General features: G+C 58.9%; 17 protein-coding genes. 9 read left to right on the top strand and 8 right to left on the bottom strand.

The features are described from left to right. Positions 1–220 precede the first annotated feature (220 nt). The 5 genes from ACSOSP_RS31585 (at position 221) to ACSOSP_RS31565 (ending at position 6,358) form a co-directional block, all read left to right on the top strand. Positions 221–1,768 (top strand): UxaA family hydrolase, encoded by a 1,548-nt coding sequence (locus ACSOSP_RS31585; protein WP_455314598.1) that lies wholly within the window; start codon positions 221–223, stop codon positions 1,766–1,768. Between the two features lie 30 nt (positions 1,769–1,798). Further along, entirely contained in the window at positions 1,799–3,142 is a 1,344-nt protein-coding gene (locus tag ACSOSP_RS31580) for an MFS transporter (protein ID WP_455314597.1), read from the top strand. Then, entirely contained in the window at positions 3,111–3,899 is a 789-nt protein-coding gene (gene hpaI, locus ACSOSP_RS31575; RefSeq protein WP_455314596.1) for a 4-hydroxy-2-oxoheptanedioate aldolase, read from the top strand. The genes ACSOSP_RS31580 and hpaI overlap by 32 nt, the downstream gene beginning before the upstream one ends. 121 nt (positions 3,900–4,020) lie before the next feature. Further along, a complete protein-coding gene (locus ACSOSP_RS31570; RefSeq protein ID WP_455314595.1) occupies positions 4,021–5,289 on the top strand; it encodes an MFS transporter in 1,269 nt (422 codons plus the stop codon). A 16-nt stretch (positions 5,290–5,305) separates the two neighbouring features. Further along, positions 5,306–6,358, top strand: a complete 1,053-nt coding sequence (locus ACSOSP_RS31565; RefSeq protein WP_455314594.1) for a cyclase family protein — start codon at positions 5,306–5,308, stop codon at positions 6,356–6,358. 29 nt (positions 6,359–6,387) lie between these two features. Here the strand turns inward: ACSOSP_RS31565 and ACSOSP_RS31560 are convergent, their stop codons facing one another. Both ACSOSP_RS31560 and ACSOSP_RS31555 read right to left on the bottom strand, forming a co-directional pair. Further along, the gene (locus ACSOSP_RS31560; RefSeq protein WP_455314593.1) at positions 6,388–7,296 is read right to left on the bottom strand and encodes a cation diffusion facilitator family transporter; all 909 of its coding nucleotides are present in this window, start codon (positions 7,294–7,296) and stop codon (positions 6,388–6,390) included. 276 nt (positions 7,297–7,572) lie between these two features. Continuing rightward, entirely contained in the window at positions 7,573–7,809 is a 237-nt protein-coding gene (locus ACSOSP_RS31555) for a hypothetical protein (RefSeq protein ID WP_455314592.1), read from the bottom strand. 473 nt (positions 7,810–8,282) lie between these two features. On the opposite strand from ACSOSP_RS31555, the gene ACSOSP_RS31550 reads away from it, so the two are divergent. Both ACSOSP_RS31550 and ACSOSP_RS31545 read left to right on the top strand, forming a co-directional pair. After that, complete coding sequence (locus tag ACSOSP_RS31550) at positions 8,283–8,603, top strand: hypothetical protein (RefSeq protein WP_455314591.1); 321 nt, start codon at positions 8,283–8,285, stop codon at positions 8,601–8,603. Positions 8,604–8,760: 157 nt separating this feature from the next. After that, on the top strand, positions 8,761–9,309 hold the full coding sequence (locus ACSOSP_RS31545; protein WP_455314590.1) for a hypothetical protein: 549 nt from the start codon (positions 8,761–8,763) through the stop codon (positions 9,307–9,309). A gap of 139 nt (positions 9,310–9,448) precedes the next feature. Here the strand turns inward: ACSOSP_RS31545 and ACSOSP_RS31540 are convergent, their stop codons facing one another. The 5 genes from ACSOSP_RS31540 to ACSOSP_RS31520 form a co-directional block, all read right to left on the bottom strand. After that, positions 9,449–10,579 carry a porin gene (locus ACSOSP_RS31540; RefSeq protein WP_455314589.1) on the bottom strand — a complete coding sequence of 377 codons (1,131 nt, stop codon included), beginning with the start codon at positions 10,577–10,579 and terminating at the stop codon, positions 9,449–9,451. Between the two features lie 45 nt (positions 10,580–10,624). Then, positions 10,625–11,170, bottom strand: coding sequence for a hypothetical protein (locus ACSOSP_RS31535; RefSeq protein WP_455314588.1), 546 nt, complete (start codon positions 11,168–11,170; stop codon positions 10,625–10,627). 97 nt (positions 11,171–11,267) lie between these two features. Continuing rightward, the gene (locus ACSOSP_RS31530) at positions 11,268–12,611 is read right to left on the bottom strand and encodes an MFS transporter (RefSeq protein ID WP_455314587.1); all 1,344 of its coding nucleotides are present in this window, start codon (positions 12,609–12,611) and stop codon (positions 11,268–11,270) included. Positions 12,612–12,730: 119 nt separating this feature from the next. Then, positions 12,731–13,090 (bottom strand): protocatechuate 3,4-dioxygenase, encoded by a 360-nt coding sequence (locus tag ACSOSP_RS31525; protein WP_455314586.1) that lies wholly within the window; start codon positions 13,088–13,090, stop codon positions 12,731–12,733. Beyond that, a complete protein-coding gene (locus tag ACSOSP_RS31520) occupies positions 13,087–13,932 on the bottom strand; it encodes a gallate dioxygenase (RefSeq protein ID WP_455314585.1) in 846 nt (281 codons plus the stop codon). The genes ACSOSP_RS31525 and ACSOSP_RS31520 overlap by 4 nt, the downstream gene beginning before the upstream one ends. A 406-nt stretch (positions 13,933–14,338) precedes the next feature. Between ACSOSP_RS31520 and ACSOSP_RS31515 the strand changes: the two genes are divergently transcribed. Both ACSOSP_RS31515 and ACSOSP_RS31510 read left to right on the top strand, forming a co-directional pair. Then, a complete protein-coding gene (locus ACSOSP_RS31515) occupies positions 14,339–15,040 on the top strand; it encodes a GntR family transcriptional regulator (RefSeq protein ID WP_455314584.1) in 702 nt (233 codons plus the stop codon). A 43-nt stretch (positions 15,041–15,083) separates the two neighbouring features. Continuing rightward, a complete protein-coding gene (locus ACSOSP_RS31510; RefSeq protein ID WP_455314583.1) occupies positions 15,084–16,361 on the top strand; it encodes a LysR family transcriptional regulator in 1,278 nt (425 codons plus the stop codon). 19 nt (positions 16,362–16,380) lie between these two features. Here the strand turns inward: ACSOSP_RS31510 and ACSOSP_RS31505 are convergent, their stop codons facing one another. Next, a complete protein-coding gene (locus ACSOSP_RS31505) occupies positions 16,381–17,232 on the bottom strand; it encodes a helix-turn-helix domain-containing protein (RefSeq protein WP_455314582.1) in 852 nt (283 codons plus the stop codon). Positions 17,233–17,475 lie beyond the last annotated feature (243 nt).

Below are 17,475 nucleotides of genomic sequence, written 5' to 3'. Positions count from 1 at the left end.
GAGAGTTGAATTAACGTTGATTAGGGAAAACGCGAACATTCATGCAGCGGGAAGCATATTACTATGCACTCAATGTTACCGGTTACATAAACCGGTAACATGAAGCGGTAACACAACGATGAAGCAGGTTGGGATCAGTTTCCTCCTCGTTTCAAGGCGTCAACGCCGGCCGTTGCCGTGATACCCCACGAGACACAATGTGATTGCAGGAGACTTGCTCATGCCGCAGGCCATCGATGCCGCCATGGCCCCCTTGATCCGCCTCAACGGTGCGGACAACGTGCTGATCGCCCGCGAGGCTTTGTCGCTCGGCCGCCAGGTCCAGCTGGGGGACATCGTGGTGCGAATTCGCGCCCAGGTCCCGGCGGGCCACAAGATAGCGGCGAAGGCTATCGCACGCGGTGACACGATTCGCAAATATGACACGGTGATCGGTCGCGCCGCGCGGGACATCGAGGCCGGCGACCATGTGCATACGCATAACATTGAACTGATCGATTTCGAACGCGACCCCGGTTTCGGCCTCGATGTGCGTCCGGTCGATTACGTGCCGCAAGCTGAACGTGCGACGTTCATGGGCATCGTGCGTCCCGATGGACGCGTCGCTACCCGTAATTTCATCGGCATCCTTGCGTCGGTGAATTGCTCGTCTACGGTCATCAAGAATATCGCCGCGTGGTTCACGCCCGAGCGGCTTGCCGCCTATCCGAACGTGGATGGCGTGGTCGCGTTTGCGCAGACCAGCGGGTGCGGAATGTCTTCGCCTAGCGAGCATTTCGACGTGCTGCGCCGGACCATCGCCGGTTACGCGCGCCACCCTAATCTCGCCGGCGTGCTGATCGTGGGACTCGGCTGTGAACGCAATCAGGTATCCGAGCTCGTGAGTTCGCAGGGTCTCGGGACTAACGAGTCAATGCGCACGCTGGTGATGCAGGACAGCGGCGGTACGCGCGCAACGATCGAGGCGGGGATCGCGGCGATCCAGAGCATGCTGCCGGTGGCGAACTGTATCGAACGGCAGAGGGTGAGCGCGAGTCACCTGAAGATCGGCCTGGAGTGCGGCGGCTCCGACGGCTTCTCCGGTATCACCGCCAATCCCGCGCTTGGCGCTGCGATGGATATCCTGGTGCGACATGGCGGCACGGCGATCCTGTCCGAGACGCCGGAAATCCACGGCGTCGAATACATGCTGACGCGGCGCGCGGTGACGCCTGAAGTCGGTCAGAAATTACTCGATCGGCTCGCCTGGTGGGAGCGCTACACACGCGGCCATAACGGTCAGTTCAATGGCGTCGTCGGACCGGGCAACCAGCAGGGCGGGCTGGCGAATATTTTTGAAAAGTCCCTGGGCTCCGCGATGAAAGGCGGCACCACGCCCTTGCAAGCGGTCTATGAATATGCAGAACCGATCGACCAGCCGGGCTTCGTGTTCATGGATTCCCCCGGGTACGATCCGGTGGCGGTGACCGGCCAGATTGCCAGCGGCGCAAACATGATCTGCTTCACGACCGGGCGTGGTTCCATGTTCGGCTCGAAACCCGCCCCGACGATCAAGCTCGCGAGCAACACGCCGATGTTCACGCGTCTGCAGGAGGACATGGATATCAATTGCGGTCTCGTGATCGATGGCGAGCGCTCCGTGCAGGAGATGGGGCAGGACATCTTCGACCATATCCTCCAGGCCGCTTCCGGGCAGCGCACGAAAAGCGAATTGCTGGGTCTGGGCGATCATGAGTTCGTGCCCTGGCATATGGGTATCGTCAGCTAGACCGCCCGATAACAAGAACGGAGACAAGAGATGACTCTCGCGCAGCAAGCGCCACGACCCACACGAATACGCTGGATCGTGGCCGGCATGATGTGGGCGGCGATCGCGATCAACTACATCGATCGAACGGTGTTGTCCGCAGCGGCGCCCCGGATCCAGTCGGACTTTCACCTGAGCGCCGTGGAGATGGGCGTCGTGATGTCCGCCTTCTTCTGGTCGTATGCGCTGCTGCAACTCCCGGCTGGCATGCTTGCGGACCGCTTCGGTCAGAAGAAGATACTGGGCCTAGCGGTCTTCTGGTGGTCGCTCGCGACCGCGGTCACCGGCTTTGCAACGGGCTTCAAATCGCTGGTCGCCCTGCGGGTGATGCTGGGTGTCGGCGAAGCCGGCGCTTATCCGAGCAACGCAGGTATTGCTTCGCGCTGGTTTCCGCGCAATGAACGCGCGACCGTTGCCGGTATCTTTGACAGCGGCTCGAAACTCGGTGGCGCCGTTGCGCTGCCGCTGATCGCCGTCATGCTTGCCGTGTTTGACTGGAAAGTGACGTTTGCGATCACGGGCGCGCTGGGTATCGTGTGGTGCGTCATCTGGCGATTCGTGTTCAGGGATTCGCCGGGTGACCACCCGCGCGTCAATGCCGCGGAACTCGCGCATATCCGTGAGGGCCTTGAGCTCAATGCGGCTGACAGCAAGCGCAATACCGTACCGTGGCGAAAGTTGTTCGCACATCGAAATATCTGGGCAATGTGCATCGGGTTTTTCATGATCAACTACAACTCGTATTTCTTCATCACCTGGCTGCCCACGTATCTGGTTAAGGAGCGGGGCATGGGCTTGATGGAGATGGGCATCATGGCGTCGCTGCCTTTGCTGATCTCGATGTTCACCGAGGTGCTCGCGGGCTGGGCCTCCGACCGGGTCTACAGTTCGGGCCGCCTGTCGTTGACCGCCACCCGCAAGCTGTTCCTGATCGTCGGGCTCGTGATGGCATCGAGTATCGGCCTGGCCGCGTTCGCGCACTCGGCCGTCATGGCGGTCGTGCTGTTGTGCATCGCCAAGTCGGGCATGACGGTCGCCGCGTCGCAAGTCTGGGCCTTGCCGGCCGATGTCGCGCCGAAGAACATGGTGTCGATGGTGGCCGGCGTGCAGAACTCGGTATCGAATATGGGTGGTGTTGTCGGCCCGATCGTGACCGGCGCGATCGTCGGCGCGACCGGATCGTTCGTCGCGGCGCTGGTGTTCTCGGCGGCCCTGATCGTTCTCGCCATCATCAATTATCTTTTCCTGCTGGGTAGAGTCGAACCCATCGAATTTGAAACCCCTCCCATGGAGTTGGAGAATCATGAGCGGAACAACGCAAACGCCCGCGCCTAACCGTTTCAAGGCGGCGCTCGCGAACAAGGAAGCGCAAATTGGTTTCTGGCTGTCGATGGCCGATCCCTACCTCGCCGAAGTCAGCGCGACCGCCGGCTTCGACTGGCTGCTGATCGATAACGAGCATGCACCCAATGATGTACGCACGACCTTGTCGCAACTGCAGGCGCTCGCGCCTTATCGTGGAGAAGCGGTGGTACGGCCGGTCAACGGCGATGTGGCGCTAATCAAACGGCTGCTTGATATCGGCGTGCGCAACCTGCTTGTGCCGATGATCGATACCGAGGAGCAGGCTCGCTTGATGGTGTCCGCCGTTCGTTATCCGCCGCATGGGATTCGCGGAGTGGGCAGTGCGGTCGGCCGTGCATCACGCTGGAGCAGCCGGAAAGATTATCTCGATGTTGCCGATGACGAAATCTGTTTATTGGTGCAGGCGGAAACGGCCACAGCGTTGTCGAACCTGGATGCAATCTGCGGAGTGGATGGCATCGATGGCGTTTTCATCGGGCCGGCTGACCTGGCGGCTTCTATGGGCTATCGCGGTAAAGCCGGTCACCCCGAAGTACAGGCAGCAATAGATGGTGCGATCAGGAAGATCATTGCATCGGGCAAAGCGGCCGGGACGCTTACATCCGATCCCGCGTTGGCGCGGCACTACCTCGAGCTGGGTTGTACGTTCGTCGCAACCGGTATCGACATCCTGATTCTTGCGAACGGCGCTCGCAAGCTGGCAGCGGACTTCGGACGGGGCACGTAGCAGGCAAGCGCCTTCTATCGAATTCGATTCGAAATCCCGCAACCCATAAAAGCGGAGACGCCACCATGCCGATACACGATCGGCATGCCCTGTTGCGCGCTGCCGTTGAAGGAGACAGACCATGAACAGTCACGCCGGCTTGCTCAGGAAGCATTGGCATATCATCTTCGCGGCGACCGCAGGATGGGCGCTCGACGCATTCGATTTCACCATCCTGCTGTTCCTGATCCCGCATCTCGGCAAGGTGTTCAATGTCGGCTTGCCGCAGATGGCGCTGGTGGTGACCGCCACGGGGTTCGCGAAGATCGCGGGAACGATCGGCTGGGGATTTGCCGCTGACCGCTATGGCCGCAAGCTTGCCTTCATGGCGGCCGTGTTGTGGTTCTCCTGCGCGTCGGGACTGAGTGGCCTCGCGTGGAGCTACGCATCCTTCATGGTCATGCGCATCCTGTTCGGAATGGGGTTTGGCGGCGAGTGGACCGCATCCGTTTCGCTCCTGATGGAAACAGTGCCGGAGAAAATTCGGCCGCTTGCGTCCGGCATCATGGTCGCGGGTTACGAATTCGGTTACATGCTGGCCGCGCTCGCATTTCACTTCCTGTTCCCGGTGCTCGGCTGGCGCTGGATGTTCTTCCTGGGCATTGCGCCCGCATTGTTGACGCTGTTCTTGCGGCGCAATGTGAAGGAGTCTGAGGACTGGAAGGAACAGCGGCGGAGCAAAAAAGCGGGGAATGGATCTGGAACCTTCATCTTCAATCCCGCTGTCGCGCAGGCCTGGGCCTTCTCGGCCGGGCTGAACTTCATGCTCTGGGCTGTGCAGGTGCTTTATCCCACGTTCCTGCTTACAGTTCATCATCTCGACTCGGGCACGATCTTTCCGTTCATCATTGCCTACTCGGTCGGCTCCGTAATCGGCAAGCCTTTATCCGGTTATGCCGCGAGCAGGATCGGCGAGCGCGGTACGATTGTCATCTTCCTGACAATCGTCATTCCCACCACAGCGCTCTATACACTCGTCTCCAGTCACTTCCTGATGGGCGTGGGCGCGTTCTGCATGGGCATGTTCGCGAACGGTTTGTTCGGTATCCTGCCTTTGTACCAGGCACGCCGTTTCCCGGTGAAAGGACGGGCGACCGGAATTGGCATCAGCTACGCAATGACCTCCATCAGTGTGATTGCTCCGTATGTGATCGCGCTGGTGACTCCGTCGATGGGGCTCAAGTTCGGGATGGCCTCTTTCATCGCCGGGGGCGCGCTGATCGTCATCGCTATCAGTGTCTTCAACACTGCACGCTGGATGCCAAAGGACCTTGCCGATGACACGGAGGCGGCAGCGTTTCGCGAACGGGCGGGGAGCGACGAGCTGACGGCCGGCAACGCTGCGCATTGATCGACAGGAGAGCATCATGAGCGACACAGCCCGTCGATGGATACAGCGCCCCGAGCATTCGAACTGGGGCGACTTCGGCCCCGACGATCAATTGGGCCGCTTGAACTTGCTGACGCCCGCGAAAGTGCTGGAGGGCGCAAGCGAAGTCAAGACGGGCCGCAATTTTTGTCTGAGCTTGCCGCTGGACTATCCCGGCGGTGTCGCGTTGAACGGCCGACGCCATCCCCCGCAGGTCATCCCGACCATGCGCGGCGACAAGCCCAACATGACCTATCCGCTCTCGCGCGACACGCCCGGCCTGCTCGATGTGATTTGCGACGACACCGTGCATATGGCGCTGCAGTATTCCACGCAGTGGGACAGCCTTGCACATATGGGGCAGTGGTTCGATCTGTCTGGAACAGGCAAGCCGGAGATGGCTTTCTACAATGGCTATCGCGCCGGCGAGGATGTGATCGGCCCGATCGACTTCCGGCATGGCGAAGAGCAAGCCGTCAGCCGTGCGCCCGGCGCGTATCGCCTGGGTATCGAGAACATGGCGGCGTCAGGCGTGCAGGGCCGTGGCGTCATGATTGACCTGAAGCGTCAGTTCGGCACGCAAAAGATCGCGATCGGCTACCGTGAGTTGCAGGCGGCTATGACGGCGCAGGATGTTGTGGTCGAGAGGGGCGATATGGTGTGCCTGCGCACCGGCACTGACGAGGCATTGTTAGAGATGGCGGGTCAGCCCGACATGGATTGGCTGAATGCGCACTTCGCGGCGCTCGATGGGCGGGACGCGGAACTGCAGCAATGGATCGTCGATTCAGGTGTTGTCGCCTTGATTGCTGACAACGCCGCCGTGGAAATGTTGCCGGCACGTCCGGCTGCCACGCATTTCCATGCGTCACATCCTTTGCATGATCTCTGCCTGTTCCGTTTGGGTGTCTATCTCGGCGAGTTGTGGCTGCTGAGTCCGTTGGCGGACTGGCTAGCGGCAAACGGGCGGAATCGTTTTCTATTGACGGCGCCGCCCTTGCGATTGCCGCGCGCAGTCGGTTCGCCTGTCAGCCCGGTCGCGACGGTCTGACCTTTGTCAGGGGCGCTCAAGTGGCGTGATCACTTGACCAAATCGTCCAGGCGCCGATCATCGATACCCGCGGGCTCCAGATGAGCAACCACATCTGCCACCAGGAATATCGATCTCACGGCGTCTTCCGCGTGATCTCCAATGTCGTGGCCCTGTTCAACGGACATGGCGCCATCCACCTCGACATGGAACTCCACGAACACACGGTCGCCACCGTTGCGGGTACGGATGTCATGCACCCCCTGAACACCTTCACAACCGAGCACTGCGGACCGGATCCGTTCACGCTCGGAGGTATCGAGTTCCCGATCGAGTAGCTGATTTAATGCATCCGAAGCCATGTCCCGCGCATTCCATAACATGTAGCAGGAAATGGCCAGTGCACCTATTGCGTCAGCCCGGCTCCACGCAAGGAATCGTTCAAGGGCAAGCGCGACCAGCACGGCAATATTCACCGCAACGTCGGTGACGTAATGCGCGCGGTCCGCCGCGATTGCCGTGGACCCCGTGCGCTTGACGACATAGGTTTGCAATGCGACGAGCCCGCTTGCCGCAATCAGGCTGGCAATGATCACCCACAAGCCGAAGCCCATGTCCGTGAGCGGTTGCGGGACGATCAGACGCTGGACCGATTCAATCCCGAGTCCCACGGCCGCGCCTGTTAGCAACAACGCCTGCACCAGCGCGGCCACGGCTTCCGCTTTGCCATGTCCATACCGATGACCCCGGTCGACAGGGCGACCGGCGTACCGGACGCCCAGGAAGGTGACGAGGGATGCGACGACATCGACCAGGCCGTCGGCCGCGGATGTGAGTAACGAGATCGAGCCGGTCGCAAGCCACGCCCAGGCCTTGACGCCGACGAGGGTGAGGGCGACCGCGAGCGCCATGATCGAGGCGAACCGGCGCAGCTTTTGATTCGACAGGTATTCGGACATGGGCACACGTCTCGCCTGGTAAGCCATCATGCTAAGACAGTCGCATGCAAGCCCTGACCTTGCGTGGCTTGATCGGTGCGCCCGCTTGGCGGGAGTGTGATTGGGCAGTTGAAGCAAGAGCGCCAGATTAATCGGCTTGATCGAGTAGCTTGTTTAACCCCGCTTCATTAACCCGCTTCACGAACCCATCAGTCAGCGGCGGAGCGCTCGATCATCAATTCCAGGAACGACCCAAATTCGGATTTGACCCTCGCTTACGGCAGGCCTTAAGCCGCTTCACTCACCGGTCTGCTTGCTTGTATTCGGCGAAACCCCGGTGTTCAGGATTTTCAGGTTGCGGATCCGCCTGAAGCCAGGGTTGTCATGCAGCAAGCGGGCGGTGATATGCGCCACTGCCGCTTCACCAAGAAGATAGTCCGGCACTCCGGAGACCGTATGGTGAGTCATGTGCTGGTTGTAAGTCTCCGGCGCTTCGGCCGAGCTATAAAAAAAATCGACTTCGTAAGTTGCCAAATTGAACTCCAATGGTGTGATCAATCGTTAAACAACCATTGACCGAACTGATTCTATCAAGAGCTGGCAATAAACGAGCATGAGGGTTCGTCAAGTGATATATCGAATTCGGGTTGCGAGCGTTCGCAATGTCACTCAAGCTTGATATAGGCGCGGCCTGTTCTGGCACACGCGACTGGAAGCGAGTTCGCGCGACGGTTTCCAAGCGCGACACGAGATAGACCCATTCGCGTTCTTTTGCGTGTTTTCGCACTTAAAGTGCCCTCGAAACGCAGGAACCGGCGCGTTTTGCCGCTTCAGTGACTAGCGCATGACCAAGCGCTGATTAATGCAAGAATAAGGTCTTTGAAAAGAATTACCTTTGTTCGCCCGATTTGTGTTCCCCTAAAGAAGGCACCCACTGCGCCGGTATCAGTCGCGGGTGCCGGTCTTGCAGCGTCGCTGTATGACGGCCAAAGGAGAAGTCCGTAGATATGAACCGCCAGATCGTTGAAGAGTTGCTAGCCGGGCACGGAGAAGGGAAGTTGGTTGTAAGCCATCGCATACATGGCACTGACTTTGAAGTCATGGTTTCCCTGTTGCAAGCGTCGGGAAATACATTTGTCCGGGATTATTGTGCGCGTGCGCCGATCCTCGCTGGCACAAAAGGATTGAGCGATGCTGTCGCCAAGACCTTCAAGAGCGTACATACCGCCATCAGCGGCGACCTGAAAGCCAAACCTGCCGGCATGTCGCTGTTTGCATTTGTCTCCGACCCAACCAGGCGCGATGTGTTCGTTCGTCCATTCGACTAAATTGCCGCCACGTTTCGTCGGGTTTGCCGTTCATGCGAGCGCGGGCGCCGAGCATTGCGCCTTCGGCAACCTGCTCGTCCGGATCGGCCTGCCGGAGCCGTTGCAAGCCATGCTTTCGTGAGAACGGTATGCCCCGCCCGGCAACCCAAAGAGGAAAATGATGGATCTTCGAACCGTTAAAGAAATCGCAAAATTGAAGGCTCAGGTCGGGCCTTTGCAAAGGCAATTCGCCGAGCGGCTGAACGCAGCCGTCGTCCAGGCCAGAAGCACGGCGGTCGCCGAATTCAAGAACCACTTTACGAAAAGCGGCTTCACGGCGGCAGGTGAGGCGAAACGATATACAGCGGCCTATGAGGGCATGCAATTTTTGCTGGAGATTGCAGAGACACGGGGAACGCTCTCGCTTTGCGAGTTCCACCTGGTGCCTCCCGCGTTACTCAACGAAGCAACGCTGACCGTACACATGATTCGCAAAAATCCGCCTTCGTCTGCACGGCCTCCGGCCGCGGAAGAGGCGAGCTTGCTTCTCGATGCGGAGCGGAACCTGGCCGACGCACGGGCAGCGCTTTCGTCGGCGGCGCCGGAGTTCTGCTTCATGGTCGTCGAAGAGGAAAATACCGAATTGCCTGCGGTTGACGTAGTGCTCGAAAACAGGACTGTATTCGATACATTCGGTGAGTTTCTGGTGAGCGTTTATCCGCAATAAATAGCGGTAACCGGAAAATGCTTTCCGGCGTCACACTGTCTTTTCGCAAGATGCGGCCGGACGTCATGACCCGGCCCGGGCAGGCATGCGGGCGCGCCAAGCGGTGAAGGTGCTTGGCGCGCAGCGGCGAACGGAGCCGTCAGAACAGGTGGCGAATGCCGAATTGCACGCCGGTCTCGCTTTGACCGCCATCGGGTGTAAGCAACGAGCCTGTCGTGATGCTGGCTCCAGTCATCTTGAACTGGGCCGAGTTGTAGTTGTTCAACCGCGATACAACGGCGTACACGCGCGTCCTCTTTGACACATCGTAGTTCAGGATGGCGCTCATCTGACGGGCATGATTGTCGAGAGAAGAGCTGTCCGTGATGAAGGCATATCCTGCTCCGGCGCTGAGAGAAGGGCTGAACCTGTAGTCGGCGGAGAACGACCAGGTATTGTGATAATTGCCGGCGACATTGCTTACCGGGCCCACTGTCGGATCGTATTTGCCGGCGGGATTGCTCAGCGCGTTGCCGGTGGTCGCGGATATCACTTCGTTCGCCCGGAAAAATGCGACATAGACTCGTCCATGTCCATAGTCGACATTACCCCCCGCCATGATCTCCTGAACCCGGTTGGAGTTCGTCGCGTTGGCCGCATTCAGGTAAGCCGCCGCGAAATAAACCGGGCCTTGCGTCGTTTGCACACCCGCCTGGTACACGGCATTGCCCGCCAATGTCCCGGGCTGCCCACCGACCGAATAATGCAGTTCGACTTGCGTGTTGGCGAATTTTGGCGAGATGTAGCTGATGTCGTTATCGACTCGCGCGAGCCAGTTCGCGAAGTCGTTATAGCCTGAGCCGTAGGTTGCCGCACTGAAGGCGTCCATATTTCCGCTCCACCCGAACATTGGCGTATTCTGACGGCCGAACCTCACTTCACCGTAGGGAGCTGAAACGCCGACCCACGCCTGACGGTCGAAAAAGCGATAGCTATTCTGCTGTTTTCCGGTCCCAGGATCAAAACCGCTTTCCAGCGCAAATGTCGTCTTGTAACCTCCGCCGAGATCCTCCGTTCCCCGCAAGCCCCAGCGGCTCGTGAGTTCCCCGTTGTTGCCAAGCGTATAAAGCGATGTGCTTTTGCCACCCACCTTCGCGGATTGGTAACCCCCAAAAACGTCAAGAATGCCGTACAGGGTCAAGGATGACTGCGCATGAACTTGTCCTGAAGCGACGAGTCCTGCTGTTGAAATGGTTAGTAATGCGATATTTTTATATTTGAAGTATTTCACTTCATCTCCTGTCGTCGCTTTGGTTTAGATTTTGATTTGATTACATCATTGGGCTATTTGAGGCGTCAGCAGCTTTTTCACGACCAAGGCAAGCGGAACGGTAAAGCAGAAGTGAGACATGAAGCCGCCAATGATGACTGCCGGATCGTAGTAGTTCGGATGGTTGGTGGAGGCAATCATGATGGCCACATGCATGACGATCCAGGCCAATATGGCGTAAAACAAGGCCACGAACGTCGCTTCGTATCCGCGTTGACGGAAGTACGGCCAGATAGCGGCAAACAGGATGCCCCATGCCATTGAGAAAATAAAATGGATGCCCGTACCCACGATATACGCCCAGATTCCTATGGCCTCCTGTACCTCCTTGCCGAAGACGAGCCCGGTAGCGTTGCGAGGGATGCCCGCCAGGGGCATCAGGTGTTGCACCCCGACCCAAACCACAGCCTCGTAAATCCAGATGATCAACGCACCGGTTACGCCCCCGATGATGCCCGCGCGGATCGTTGCCGCCAGCCCAGGTTTGTCTGTAATGCCCGACGTCAAACCGCCTTCGATGTGCTTACCGCTTACGCTGATATTGTTGCTCATGTCTTTCTCCTCAAAGCGCGTGATTAAATAATTGGTTTTGGTACACGTACAACCGCAGCGAAGGCACGCGTGCGGGATTCAACTTGTTCCGTCTGGTTCAGGCATCCGCCACAGGGCTGGTGATGAACCGCAGTGCAAGGCGGTTCATGACAATGGCGATCGCGGCAATGATTGCTGGAACAGCGAGTACGGAGAACACGGTCGAAAAGCTGAATCCGAGCGACAGCAATGCGCCTCCGACCAACGAGCCCAGTATCCCGCCGAGACGGCCGAACCCGAGCATCCAGCTCACACCGGTCGCACGCGCACGGGTGGGATAGCAGGTAGGTGCGAGTGCATTAAGACCCGTCTGCGCGCCGCTCATGAAGAAACCGGCGCATGTTACGAGGACTGGCAGCAATGCTGACTTGAGCGTGCCCATTCCGAGCGCGAAGATGAAGACTCCGCCCAGGAGATACGCAGCGCCGATCACCGCGTTACGATCCATGCGATCCATCGCAAAGCCGACAACAATCGCCCCCACCGTCCCGCCCAACTGGAACATTCCGGTAATCGCCGCTGCCCGCTCCACGGGAAGACCTGCGTCCTTGATCAGCGTCGGCAGCCATCCCGTGAGCAAGTAGATGATCAGCAGTCCCATGAAGTAGGTGACCCAAAGCATGAGGGTGCTGAGCGCGTAGCCATCGGCGAATAACATCCGCACCGGCGCTTTGACGGACACCGTAGGCTCGGGCGCCGTAAACCGTACTTCACGATCGAATACGTGGCCGCACACGCGCCCTAGCGTCGTTGCGATACGCGCCATTCCGAGGTTGCGCACCAGCATCAGGCGGGCAGATTCGGGCAGGAGCCAAAGCAAAAGTGGCACGCTCAGGATCGGCACGATCCCGCCGAACATGAATACGGCGCGCCAGCCAAAATGAGGAATGAGGGAGGCGGCCACAAATCCGCCGGCTCCCGACCCGAAGTTGAAGCCGGTGAACATGATGGTTAAGAGCAGCGACCGGCTGCGCGACGGAACGTATTCGGCGAGCAATGTTGTCGAGTTCGGCATGGCGGCGCCGAGTCCGAGGCCGGTCAGGAAACGCAGCACCATGAGTTGCGTCGATGACTCCGCGAATGCGCACATCAGGCTGAAAAGGCCAAAGCAGAACACCGAGCCGATCAGGACTTTCTTCCTTCCCACCCGGTCGGATGCGGGTCCCGCGACCAGCGCGCCAATGGCGAGTCCGACCATCGCTGCGCTCATGACCGGGCCGAACGCGGCACGGCTGACATTCCAGTCATGCATGATGACCGGCGCCACGAAGCCCATGACGGCGGTGTCCAGTCCGTCCATCGTGACGATCAGAAAACATAAGCCAAGTACCAGCCACTGGTACGGGGACATCTTGCGTGCGTCGATAAACGCCTTGATGTCGACTGAGTCCACAGGTTTCATGCATGTCTCCGGATAAAAAAGTGCTTGCTCCGGGTTCCATCGACCCGGAGTTCTGTTCTTGCGCAAACTCGCTAAGCAAGCTTGAGGCGGCTTAAACGTTTGATCGGATTTGAAAAAAATCAGACTGCGTCTGGCACCTGGCGTGTCTTGAGAAATGCTTCGAGCGTTTCCCCCCGCATGCTGGCGTACATACCCAGGTTCGTGATCTTCACCACGCGCGCGAATTTTTCGAGCACGAAGAAGCACACGCCGTAGCGAATCAGTCCAAGCCAGTCGGTGTTATCGACGAGCATTCTCTCTTCCTCGGTCAAGCCCGCCAGGTCATACGCCAACGCGCGGTCTTCAAGCCAGCGCGTTCGCGCCGGTTGCTCGCGCATTTGCCAGAAGAAACGATTCAGGCGCATTGCCTTGACGCTTTGTCGAATGTCGAACGGGTAAGTGCCGGTCAACTCCTCGATGCCAATCAACTGCGGGTTCATTGCGCCACCTCGTCTTCGTAGACGGTGACGGCCATCGCGGTACTGGTCGCCAGGTAATAGCTGCGATGGATCTCGCGGACGTCCGGTCCCAGTGCGCCGCGCATGGCGAGCCACATGATGGTTTCAACGCTTTCGGCGCCACCGAGGCGTACATAGTCGACATGCTTCATTGCTGCGAGTTGCTGAGGGTCGTTGACAATCAGGTCGAGGAATTCCATGTCCCAGTCCGTGTTGTTGAAGCCGCTGCGCTCGCCGTGAACCTGATGTGACAGGCCGCCGGTGCCGACCACCACGACGTCCAGATCCTGCTCATAGGACTCGATGGCGCGACGCAGCGCCTGGCCCAGCCGATAGCAGCGGTTCGCGGTCGGCAGCGGATATTGCAGGACGTTGACTTCAAGCGGTACGAGCGCCATTGGCCACCCGCCCGCGTGCGGCAACATCAGCGACAGCGGCGAGTTGCAGCCGTGATCGAGCGGCCGGTCCTGGAAGATCGTGAGGTCGAACTCGTCTGAAACCAGTTGCTCTGCAACGTGGATCGCGAGATCGGAGTGACCGGCGATATCCGGCAGCGGACGTTTTCCTGCGCCTTCATCGGCGAATTCGTGATTCCCGGATACCCCTAGCGCGAAGGTCGGATAGCAGTCGAAGAAGAAGCTGTTGGCGTGATCGTTGTAGAACATCACCATTACGTCAGGCTTGCGTTGCGCGAGCCATTTCGCGACCGGCTGATAGCCTTCGAAGAGCGGCGCCCATGCGGGGTCGTTTTGTTTGCCCTTGTCATAGGCCATGCCGATCGTGGGTACATGCGAAGTCCCAATCCCACCAATGATCCTTGCCATGATCAAGCCTTGTGTTGCTTCAATCCGTCTATTTTTAAGCGTGGATTGAATAGTTGGTTTTGATCCCTTCATGCACTCGGGGATCCCTTGGGATACAAAGATATCAACAGTGGAACGCTCGTCAAAGCATCGGGTTAACCACGTAAATAGCCTCTTAGCACCGTACGTATTGGCTATACCGGCCTTTGGAATAAAAATGTAAGCCTCCGGAAGCCCGCTGTATAAAGCGCTTTTGGTATCCTAAGTCCTAAGGGCGGTTACATTTTCCCAAGTCTCGGCTAAACAACCAATAAACAAAACAGATGGCAAAAAAACCAGGTCGCAAGCGGGGTCGTATTCAGCCTTTGCCGACGCGATCGCAACGGCTTGTGCGCCGCTATACTTCTTGCAAACAAAGCAGGCAGACATGAACGAAACCACCCAGCAGGCCATTGTCCAAACGCTGCGCGAAAAGATCCTGTCCGGGGAACTGGCGCCGGGGCATCGCCTTGTCGAAGCACAGATTGCGCAATGGCTCGGTGTGTCTCGAACGCCGCTGCGTTATGCGCTGAGCGTGTTGTCGTCAGAGGCATTGCTGGAGCGTTCCGGCGCGCGCGGCTACGTGGTGCGGCGCTTTAGCGTGCGGGACGTACTGAATGCGATCGACGTGCGTGGCGCCCTTGAAGGGCTCGCGGCCCGTACCGTCGCTGAACGGCAGGTCGATGCCGGCCTCGAGAAATCGCTCCAGGAATGCCTGCGCGAGGGCGATGCCATCTTTGGCGCCGGTCGCCTGAGCGAGGGTGATGAGACGCGCTATGCGGCCATGAACAGCCATTTTCATGAACTGATAGTCGATGCCGCCCAGAACTCCGCCATTAGCGCGGCGCTTAGCCTGAACGACAAGATCCCATTCGTGTCACCTTCCACGGTCGTGTTCGATGACTCCGCGAAAGAGCATCAGTTCCTGATGCTCATGTATGCGCACCGTCAACATCACGCTATTGTGGGTGCGCTGCTTAACGGGGAAGGTGCGCGTGTGGAGGCGCTCATGAAGGAGCACACGTACATATCGAAGGAGAGCCTTAATCTGTCCTCCTCCAGATTTCATCTGATTGCGGGGGCCGCTTGATTCTCGTCACGTGCATGCCGCTTTATTTACCGCAATGTCATTCGTGAGCAACGGAGAACTGCTTAACCTCGCTCACCTGCGCGCATTCAAACTCGTCGCAGAGACAGGTAGCGCGACGCGCGCCGCAGCCGCGCTTTTTCGAGCGCAGTCCGCGATTACGCGTTCCATCCAGGAACTTGAGTCAGCGCTGGGCGAGCCCCTGTTCGAGCGCAAGCCTTCTGGCATGTTGCCTACGCCCACTGGCCGTGCAGTGCTCGAGCGTTGCGAGCGGATCATGGCCGAGCTCGAGGAGCTGGCGCAGTGGAGTGCTGCGCAACAGTCGCGCCGGCGTGCCCCAACGGAGGCGTTGCGAGCGTATCTCCTAAACACGCGGCGCCTCCAGATTTTCGTCGCGCTGGCGCGGCATCGGCATATGCCGAGCGCGGCCAATGCCTTTGGCATTAGTCAGCCGGCCGTGAGCAGCGCCGTGCGCGTACTTGAAAGCGGGTCGGGCTTGCGCCTTTTTCATCGCAGCCCGCGCGGCATCCTGCTGACCACAGAGGGTGAAACCTTCTTGCTGCATGTGCGGCGCGCGTTGAATGAGTTGCGTCATGTCCGGGACGATATTGCCGCGTTGCAAGGCAATATCCAGGGCGCGGTGACGGTCGGCGCGCTGCCGCTCGGCCGCACCTTGATCCTTCCGAACGCGATCGCTCGCATGACCGCACGGCATCCGGGCGTGCGCGTGATCACTGACGAAAGCGCTTATGAAACGCTGGTGGCGGGAGTGCGCGCGGGAGACGTCGATTTCATCCTGGGCGCATTGCGCGTCAACGATGCAGCAAGCGGCCTGCAGAACGAGCGGCTGATGTTGGAGGATATGGTGGTGCTGGCGCGTCGTGACCATCCGCTTGCGCATCAGAGCGGACTCAGGATTGCAGACCTTCGCGCCGCCCAATGGATTCTGCCGCGCAGTCACGCTCCGGCCCGGAGTCTCTTCGAATCCCAGTTCAAGCGTGTCAAGCTGAAGCCGCCCATGCCGACAGTGGAAACGGCGGATCTCGCGGTCATCCGCGGATTGCTCTCGCAGACGGACATGCTGGCGGCGCTGTCCGCCCAGCAGCTATTTTACGAATGCGAGTCGGGGCAGTTGAAGGTCCTCGACATCGAGTTGCATAACACGCAGCGTGAAATTGGTTTGACGCTTCGCGCGGAGGGTACACCTTCCCCGGCGGCGCGGGCGTTGATTGATGCAATTCGATTGGCCGTGGCCGATGTCTCGCGCTCAACCGGGGCCGGCAATCGGTTATTCCGGCAAGCGGGACCGCATCAACCCGCTTGAGAAGGCAAACATGATTCCTTCACTCTGCCGCAACCTTGCCTAGCATTGCGATGTGTCGGGTTTCCGTGACGTCGTCCGCAGGAAACAGGCATTCAATACGCAGTTCCTGTGCGGCGACGGTCTGCGGAGTTCCCACTGTGGTGACCATGGAAAAATAACTCAGCACTTCGTCATCTTTGACGAAGCTCATGGGTATGACGGGCAGGGAGCGAGTGGCATCCGTGGCGCTCACGGACCGAGGGGATTTCCAGCCGGGTTGCACATCAGGATAAGCGAGCAGTTCGCCAAGCAATTCCCGGGTTTTATCATCAATGACGTGTCCGACGGATTCACGATAAACACGCTGGACCAGGCTTTTCGCCACGTCTTCCCAATTGGCAATGAATGGGCGCATGCCTGCCGGGTCGAACATGAGATGCAGCATGTTGCGAGGGCTCTTGCGCGCGGACATGTCGATGAAACAATTGAAGAACCGCGGCGCAGATTCATTGGTCATGAGCACGTTCCAGTAGCGATCCATCACCATCGCAGGAAAGGGTTCATGCTGACGCAAGATGCGTCCGAGTGCGTTGGTCACGCTTTGCATCTCGAGCGCGTCCCAAGCGCTTTCCTGAAAGAGGGGAGCGTAGCCGGCCGCCAGCAATAATGTATTGCGTTCCCGAAGCGGAACGTCCAGCGCCTGGGCAATATCCATCAACATCTGACGGCTCGGAACACTGCGCCCGCTTTCGATAAAGCTGATATGCCGTTGCGATACGCCCGCATCAAGAGATAACTCGAACTGACTTCGGCCGCGCACGTCGCGCCATTGGCGCAGCAGCAAACCAAGCTCACTGGCAGGCGGTTTGGTGTTAAGGCGCACGGAATTCATTGGTCTCTCATTCGCGACAGGATTCAGGTGATTGTTCGTGGTTGACCGCGCTGGCATAAGACCATGCCCAGCGTTGGCGGTTTTTCGATCCACCGGACAAGAATACGCTTCAAGAATACGCTTCAAGAATACGCTTCAAGAATACGCTTCAAGAATACGCTTAAGGCAGCAAGTCAGTTGGGCCGGCGGTTGCAGCGACGCTAGTCATCGCGCATGGTTCGGCGCGAACCGAACCATGCGCAA

The sequence above is a fragment of the Caballeronia sp. KNU42 genome, from assembly GCF_053760385.1.
Note: the sequence above shows the minus strand (reverse complement) of the source record. Positions and strands in the feature narration are given on the sequence as shown.

Coding starts and splice junctions, on each gene's coding strand:
- ACSOSP_RS31585 (WP_455314598.1), top strand. CDS start 221: ATGCCGCAGGCCATCGATGCCGCCATGGCCCCCTTGATCCGCCTCAAC.
- ACSOSP_RS31580 (WP_455314597.1), top strand. CDS start 1,799: ATGACTCTCGCGCAGCAAGCGCCACGACCCACACGAATACGCTGGATC.
- hpaI (WP_455314596.1), top strand. CDS start 3,111: ATGAGCGGAACAACGCAAACGCCCGCGCCTAACCGTTTCAAGGCGGCG.
- ACSOSP_RS31570 (WP_455314595.1), top strand. CDS start 4,021: ATGAACAGTCACGCCGGCTTGCTCAGGAAGCATTGGCATATCATCTTC.
- ACSOSP_RS31565 (WP_455314594.1), top strand. CDS start 5,306: ATGAGCGACACAGCCCGTCGATGGATACAGCGCCCCGAGCATTCGAAC.
- ACSOSP_RS31560 (WP_455314593.1), bottom strand. CDS start 7,296: ATGTCCGAATACCTGTCGAATCAAAAGCTGCGCCGGTTCGCCTCGATC.
- ACSOSP_RS31550 (WP_455314591.1), top strand. CDS start 8,283: ATGAACCGCCAGATCGTTGAAGAGTTGCTAGCCGGGCACGGAGAAGGG.
- ACSOSP_RS31545 (WP_455314590.1), top strand. CDS start 8,761: ATGATGGATCTTCGAACCGTTAAAGAAATCGCAAAATTGAAGGCTCAG.
- ACSOSP_RS31535 (WP_455314588.1), bottom strand. CDS start 11,170: ATGAGCAACAATATCAGCGTAAGCGGTAAGCACATCGAAGGCGGTTTG.
- ACSOSP_RS31530 (WP_455314587.1), bottom strand. CDS start 12,611: ATGAAACCTGTGGACTCAGTCGACATCAAGGCGTTTATCGACGCACGC.
- ACSOSP_RS31525 (WP_455314586.1), bottom strand. CDS start 13,090: ATGAACCCGCAGTTGATTGGCATCGAGGAGTTGACCGGCACTTACCCG.
- ACSOSP_RS31520 (WP_455314585.1), bottom strand. CDS start 13,932: ATGGCAAGGATCATTGGTGGGATTGGGACTTCGCATGTACCCACGATC.
- ACSOSP_RS31515 (WP_455314584.1), top strand. CDS start 14,339: ATGAACGAAACCACCCAGCAGGCCATTGTCCAAACGCTGCGCGAAAAG.
- ACSOSP_RS31505 (WP_455314582.1), bottom strand. CDS start 17,232: ATGAATTCCGTGCGCCTTAACACCAAACCGCCTGCCAGTGAGCTTGGT.